The sequence below is a fragment of the Photobacterium aquae genome (genome assembly GCF_001029445.1).
Taxonomy (GTDB): domain Bacteria; phylum Pseudomonadota; class Gammaproteobacteria; order Enterobacterales; family Vibrionaceae; genus Photobacterium; species Photobacterium aquae.
This window is the reverse complement of the sequence record NZ_LDOT01000040.1, coordinates 20,901-27,424: the sequence shown is the minus strand read 5'-3', so window position 1 is coordinate 27,424 and position 6,524 is coordinate 20,901. Positions and strand designations below refer to the sequence as shown.

The 6,524-nt window shown below is 53.4% G+C and carries 6 protein-coding genes; all 6 read right to left on the bottom strand.

The genetic code is table 11. The features are described 5' to 3' along the window. Positions 1–82 precede the first annotated feature (82 nt). On the bottom strand, positions 83–1,444 hold the full coding sequence (gene glmU, locus ABT56_RS20925; protein WP_047880875.1) for a bifunctional UDP-N-acetylglucosamine diphosphorylase/glucosamine-1-phosphate N-acetyltransferase GlmU: 1,362 nt from the start codon (positions 1,442–1,444) through the stop codon (positions 83–85). A 195-nt stretch (positions 1,445–1,639) separates the two neighbouring features. Then, entirely contained in the window at positions 1,640–2,062 is a 423-nt protein-coding gene (locus ABT56_RS20920; RefSeq protein ID WP_047880871.1) for a F0F1 ATP synthase subunit epsilon, read from the bottom strand. Positions 2,063–2,079: 17 nt separating this feature from the next. Further along, positions 2,080–3,486, bottom strand: coding sequence for a F0F1 ATP synthase subunit beta (gene atpD / locus ABT56_RS20915; RefSeq protein WP_047880870.1), 1,407 nt, complete (start codon positions 3,484–3,486; stop codon positions 2,080–2,082). 32 nt (positions 3,487–3,518) lie between these two features. Then, positions 3,519–4,385: a F0F1 ATP synthase subunit gamma gene (gene atpG, locus ABT56_RS20910; protein ID WP_047880869.1), complete on the bottom strand. Its 867-nt coding sequence runs from the start codon at positions 4,383–4,385 to the stop codon at positions 3,519–3,521. 44 nt (positions 4,386–4,429) lie between these two features. Next, positions 4,430–5,971, bottom strand: a complete 1,542-nt coding sequence (gene atpA / locus ABT56_RS20905; protein ID WP_047880868.1) for a F0F1 ATP synthase subunit alpha — start codon at positions 5,969–5,971, stop codon at positions 4,430–4,432. A gap of 16 nt (positions 5,972–5,987) precedes the next feature. After that, positions 5,988–6,521 carry a F0F1 ATP synthase subunit delta gene (gene atpH, locus ABT56_RS20900; RefSeq protein ID WP_047880867.1) on the bottom strand — a complete coding sequence of 178 codons (534 nt, stop codon included), beginning with the start codon at positions 6,519–6,521 and terminating at the stop codon, positions 5,988–5,990. Positions 6,522–6,524 lie beyond the last annotated feature (3 nt).

The window sequence follows — 6,524 nt, the reverse complement described above, 5'->3', positions numbered from 1 at the left end:
GGGGCAGGGGCAGGGGCAGGCTACCCCAGAAACAACAAAGGCAAGGGATCCCTTGCCTTTGTGATTAGCGTATCACGCCCTATTACTTTTGTTTTACCGGGCGTTTCCAGCCCTTAATGGTGCGCACAGGGGCACGGGTGATCACCAGCTCGCCCTCGCCGACATTGCGGTTAATCGTCGCACCGGCGCCGATTGTCGCCCCATTGGCCACCTTCACAGGGGCAATCAGCTGGGAGTCCGAGCCAACGAATACATCGTCCCCGATCTCAGTCTTGAACTTATTGGCGCCGTCATAGTTGCAGGTAATCGTACCGGCACCGATATTGACCCGATCGCCGATCTCGGCATCGCCGAGGTAGGTCAGGTGGTTGGCCTTTGAGCCCTTGCCCAGACGGGCCTGCTTCATTTCGACGAAGTTGCCGACATGGGAATCACCGGCCAGCTCAGCACCAGGGCGCAGGCGGGTGAACGGCCCCACGGTGCAATCTTCACCAACGGTCGCGCCTTCAATCACACTGTAAGGGCGGACAATGCTATTGTCGTCAATTTCGCAGTCACGCAGGATACAGCCAGCACCGATCACCACGTTATTGCCGAGCGATACGCAGCCTTCAATGATGACGTTAACATCGATTTCGACGTCCGTGCCGCACTGCAGCTCACCACGCAGGTCAAAGCGAGACGGATCACGTAGCATCACGCCCTGCTCCAGCAGACGCTCGGCCTGCATTGACTGATAGGCACGCTCCAGCTTGGCCAGCTGGATCCGATTGTTGACCCCTTCCACTTCAATCGCGCGAACTGGGTGCACAGCCTCTACCGCGCGGCCTTCATTGTGGGCAATCTCGATGATGTCAGTCAGATAGTACTCGCCCTGGGCATTGTCATTCTTCAGCGCCGCCAGCCAGCGTTTGAGATCGCCGCCGTCAACCACCATCATCCCAGTATTGCACTCTTTGATCAGCTTCTGCTCTTCGCTCGCGTCTTTCTGCTCGACGATTGCCACTACCGGGCCATTGCGGCGCACAATACGGCCGTAGCCCGTCGGGTCATCAAGCACAACGGTCAACAAGGCAATGCCGCCCGCAGGCTGGGCATCAAGCAGGTTTTCCAACGTCTCGCTGCTGATCAGCGGCACATCACCGTACAGGATCAGCACCTTTTCGTTATCGGCGATTTCAGGGGCGGCCTGGTTAACGGCATGACCGGTGCCCAGCTGCTCGGCCTGCAGGACCCAGTTGACCGGCTCATCGGCCAGAGCGGCCTTCATCTGCTCGCCGCCATGGCCATAAACTAGGTGAAGGTTGCTTGCACCGAGGCCAGCACAGGTATCGATGACATGCTTGGCCATCGGCTTGCCTGCCAAGGTATGCAGAACCTTCGGCATGTTCGAATACATACGGGTACCCTTACCCGCAGCCAGAATCACAGCGCTGAAACTCATGATAATCAATCCCTCTTGATGCGCATTATCAAATTTATCTTTTTGCATTCTATCGGCTCAGTCGCCGGGGGTTAAGCAAAAGCATTAATTTTCGGCAAGTAATAACTAACCCCTAACATCAGGCCATAACTGGGCTGGCTATCTTCAGGCATAAAAAAAGCGACCCGATGGGTCGCTTTTTGTCCTGCTGCCTGGTTAGCGGGCTTTCTTTGTCAGCTCGATAACACGAAGCTGAGCAATCGCCTTAGCCAGATCACTGGCCGCCTGGGCAAAGTCGATATCGCCATGCTGGTTGTGGATTCGCTCCTCAGCCTGACGTTTCGCTTCTGCCGCTTTCGCTGCATCCAGATCTTCACCGCGGATAGCCGTATCAGCCAGTACCGTCACAGTACCCGGCTGCACTTCCAGCATGCCGCCAGAAAGGTAAATCACCTCCTCGCCGCCATGCTGCTTCACGATGCGGATCATCCCCGGCGTGATAGCGGTCAGCAGCGGGGTGTGACCTGCGTGGATACCCAGTTCACCTTCGCTACCGGTCACCTGAATGTTTTCAGCACGGCCAGAGAAAAGACGCTTCTCGGCGCTGACGACGTCCAGATGGAAGGTTATCGCTGCCATGTCGCCTCCTAATTAGCTTATAGCGTCTTAGCTTTTTCCAATACGTCTTCAATCGCGCCGCAGTACATGAATGCCTGCTCTGGGATATCGTCGTATTCGCCAGCTAGAAGACCCTTGAAACTACGCAGCGTATCTTTCAAAGATACGTAGATACCAGGCTGACCGGTAAATACTTCTGCCACGTGGTAAGGCTGAGTTAGGAAACGTTCGATCTTACGCGCACGGGATACAGCCAGCTTGTCGTCTTCAGACAGCTCGTCCATACCCAGAATAGCGATGATATCTTTCAGCTCTTTGTAGCGCTGAAGGATAGACTGCACGCCACGCGCGATGTCGTAGTGCTCCTGGCCAACAACCAATGGGTCCAGCATACGTGATGTAGAATCCAATGGGTCGATCGCTGGGTACAGACCCAGAGATGCGATCTGACGAGACAGTACAACGGTCGCATCAAGGTGGGCGAACGTGGTCGCCGGAGATGGGTCAGTCAAGTCATCGGCAGGTACGTAAACGGCCTGCACAGACGTGATAGAGCCCGTCTTAGTTGATGTGATACGCTCCTGAAGAACACCCATCTCTTCAGCCAGTGTCGGCTGGTAACCTACTGCAGATGGCATACGGCCAAGCAGGGCTGATACTTCTGTACCGGCCAAGGTATAACGGTAGATGTTATCGATGAACAGCAGTACGTCACGGCCTTCATCACGGAACTTCTCAGCCATAGTCAGGCCAGTCAGTGCAACACGTAGACGGTTACCTGGTGGCTCGTTCATCTGGCCGTAAACCATTGCTACTTTCGAAAGCTCTGGATTCTCAACGTTTACAACGCCCGCTTCCTGCATCTCGAAGTAGAAGTCGTTACCCTCACGGGTACGCTCACCAACACCGGCAAATACTGACAGACCTGAGTGCTGGATTGCGATGTTGTTGATAAGCTCCATCATGTTAACGGTCTTACCTACACCCGCACCACCGAACAGGCCGATTTTACCACCCTTGGCGAATGGACAAATCAGGTCGATAACCTTAACGCCAGTTTCCAGCATGTCGGTTGTATTCGACTGTTCTTCGTAGCTTGGTGCTTCACGGTGGATCGCGTAGCGCTCTTGCTCGCCAATCTCACCACATTCATCAATTGGGTGACCCAGAACGTTCATGATACGTCCTAGGGTTGCTGTACCAACTGGCACCTCAATTGGGCGGCCTGTATTTACAACAGACAGACCACGACGCAGGCCGTCAGAACTACCCATTGCGATACCACGAACAACACCGCCACCTAACTGCTGCTGAACTTCCAGCACAAGGGTGCCGTTTTCCTTTGCATCAACGTGAAGGGCATCGTATACCTGCGGTACCGAGTCCTGTGGAAACTCTACGTCGACTACCGCACCGATGATCTGTACGATCTTACCTGTAGCCATCGTTAATCCTCTAAACTTGTTTATTCTTTGCCTTAAACAGCAGCTGCACCAGAAACGATTTCAGACAGCTCTTGTGTAATCGCGGCCTGACGGGCCTTGTTGTACACAAGCTGCAAATCGTTGATCAGGTTACCTGCATTGTCTGTGGCTGCTTTCATCGCGACCATTCGAGCTGCCTGCTCACTGGCAAGGTTCTCGACCACGCCCTGGTAGACCTGTGACTCCACATAGCGGACCAGCAGGGTATCTAGCAGAACTTTTGGCTCGGGCTCATAAATGTAATCCCAAGAATGGTTGCGCTGCATGTCTTCGTCTTCCGACTTCGGCAAAGGCAGCAATTGATCGATCACTGGCTCCTGGACCATGGTGTTAACAAACTTGTTGTACACCAGGTACAGGCGATCCAACTGGCCTTCATCATATTTCTTCAGCATTACGCCAACGGTACCGATCAGCTCGTGCACTGATGGCTTGTCACCCAGGCCAGACACCTGAGCGGCAACATTACCGCCATAGCTGTTAAAGAATGCGGTCGCCTTGGAGCCAATCAGCGCCATTTCTACTTCCGCACCTTGCTGTGACCATGTCTGGATATCTGTAATGGCTTGCTTGAACAAGTTAATGTTCAGGCCACCACACAGACCACGGTCAGTCGAAACAATGATGTAACCAACGCGCTTGGCTTCACGCTCCTCAAGATAAGGATGCTTATACTCAAGGCTACCAAGGGCGATATGACCGATCACTTTGCGCATAGTTTCTGCGTATGGACGTGATGACTCCATAGCGTCCTGCGTTTTACGCATTTTGGACGCTGCCACCATTTCCATCGCCTTAGTGATCTTCTGAGTGTTCTTAACACTACCGATCTTGTTACGAATCTCTTTTGCGCCGGCCATCGTTACTCTCCGTTAGTAGGTGATCGCAAGCGACCACCAACCAATTACCAAGTCTGGGTCGCTTTGAAATCGTTCATCAGTTTGGTGAACTGAGCTTCGATTTCGTCGTTCCACGCACCCGTTTCATCAATCTGAGACACTAGCTCAGCAAATTGACCTTTGGCATAAGAAAGTAGCGAAGCCTCGAAGTCGGCCAGCTTAGCCAGCTCAACATCGTTCAGGAAGCCTTTCTCCGCAGCGAAGATCACCACTGCCTGCTCGAATACAGACATTGGCGAGTACTGCTTCTGCTTCATCAGCTCGGTTACTTTCTGACCGTGGTCAAGCTGCTTCTTCGTCGCGTCATCTAGGTCAGACGAGAACTGAGCAAATGCAGCCAGTTCGCGGTACTGAGCCAGAGCGGTACGGATACCACCAGACAGCTTCTTGATGATCTTGGTCTGAGCCGCACCACCAACACGCGATACCGAAATACCTGGGTCAACAGCAGGACGGATACCAGCGTTGAACAGTTCGGTCTGAAGGAAGATCTGACCATCGGTAATCGAAATAACGTTAGTCGGTACGAATGCCGATACGTCACCCGCTTGCGTTTCGATGATAGGCAGGGCAGTCAAAGAGCCGGTACGGCCTTTCACTTCACCGTTGGTGAACTTCTCTACATAGTGCTCGTTAACACGCGCTGCACGCTCTAGAAGGCGAGAGTGGAGGTAGAAAACATCACCAGGGAAGGCTTCACGGCCTGGCGGACGGCGTAGCAGTAGCGAGATCTGACGGTAAGCAACAGCCTGCTTAGACAGGTCATCGTATACAATCAGGGCATCGTCACCGCGGTCGCGGAAGTACTCACCCATCGCACAGCCAGCGTATGGTGCTAGGTACTGCAGGGCAGCCGCTTCAGACGCAGAGGCAACAACCACGATGGTGTTTTCCAGCGCGCCGTGCTCTTCCAGCTTGCGTACTACGTTAGCGATAGTAGAGGCTTTCTGGCCGATAGCGACATAAACAGAGTAGATACCAGAGTTTTTCTGGTTGATGATGGCATCGATCGCCATCGCGGTCTTACCCGTCTGACGGTCACCGATGATCAGCTCACGCTGGCCACGGCCGATTGGAATCATCGAGTCGACGGCTTTGTAGCCGGTCTGAACAGGCTGGTCAACCGATTTACGGTCGATAACACCCGGTGCAATCACTTCAACTGGAGAGTATGTCTCAGTCTCGATTGGACCTTTGCCATCGATAGGCTCACCCAGGGTGTTAACCACACGGCCAAGTAGGGCTTTGCCCACCGGTACCTCAAGGATACGGCCGGTACCTGTTACTTTCATGCCTTCCTGAAGGTCGGCATACGGGCCCATTACAACCGCACCAACCGAGTCACGCTCAAGGTTTAGTGCCAGGGCGTAACGGCCACCCGGTAGTTCAATCATCTCACCTTGCATTACATCAGCAAGGCCATGGATACGAATGATACCGTCGCTTACAGAAACGATAGTACCTTCGTTACGCGCTTCACTCGCAACATTGAAATTTTCAATACGCTGCTTGATCAGTGCGCTAATTTCCGTGGAATTAAGTTGCATGCTCCAATTCCCCAAATCAAGACTGCAAGGTATCGCTCAGGCGGTCTAGTTTGCCGCGTACTGAATTATCGATAACCAAGTCTCCAGCTCTAATCACAACCCCAGCAATCAGGGTCTCGTCTACACTGCAGTTCAGCTTAACCTTACGCTCAAGGCGCGCTTCCAGCTTCGTGCTAATTGTCTCAAGCTGAGTGTCATCCAGCGCAATCGCGGAAGTCACTGTCGCCTGGATGGTCTTGTCATGATCGCTTTTCAGGACCATGAACTCATCACAAACAGCAGGAAGGGCTTTCAGGCGGCCATTCTCGGCCATCACCTTAATCAGGTTCTGGCCGAATTCGTTGAGTTGCTCACCGCATACTGTCAGAAAAATCTCTGTCAGCTTGTCCGCCGCGTAACCGCTATCCAGGATGTCCTGAATAGTCTCGTCACGGGTGACTTCGGCAGCAAAGGAGAGCATTTCGGCCCAAGGGCCCAGCTCGCCTTTTTCAACCGCAAGATCAAAAGCTGCTTTAGCGTAGGGGCGTGCGATAGTAGTCATATCCGACATGTG

Bases quoted from the DNA above. Each gene is read 5' to 3' on its own strand.
- atpA (WP_047880868.1), bottom strand. From the start codon at position 5,971: ATGCAACTTAATTCCACGGAAATTAGCGCACTGATCAAGCAGCGTATT.
- glmU (WP_047880875.1), bottom strand. From the start codon at position 1,444: ATGAGTTTCAGCGCTGTGATTCTGGCTGCGGGTAAGGGTACCCGTATG.
- atpH (WP_047880867.1), bottom strand. From the start codon at position 6,521: ATGTCGGATATGACTACTATCGCACGCCCCTACGCTAAAGCAGCTTTT.
- ABT56_RS20920 (WP_047880871.1), bottom strand. From the start codon at position 2,062: ATGGCAGCGATAACCTTCCATCTGGACGTCGTCAGCGCCGAGAAGCGT.
- atpG (WP_047880869.1), bottom strand. From the start codon at position 4,385: ATGGCCGGCGCAAAAGAGATTCGTAACAAGATCGGTAGTGTTAAGAAC.
- atpD (WP_047880870.1), bottom strand. From the start codon at position 3,486: ATGGCTACAGGTAAGATCGTACAGATCATCGGTGCGGTAGTCGACGTA.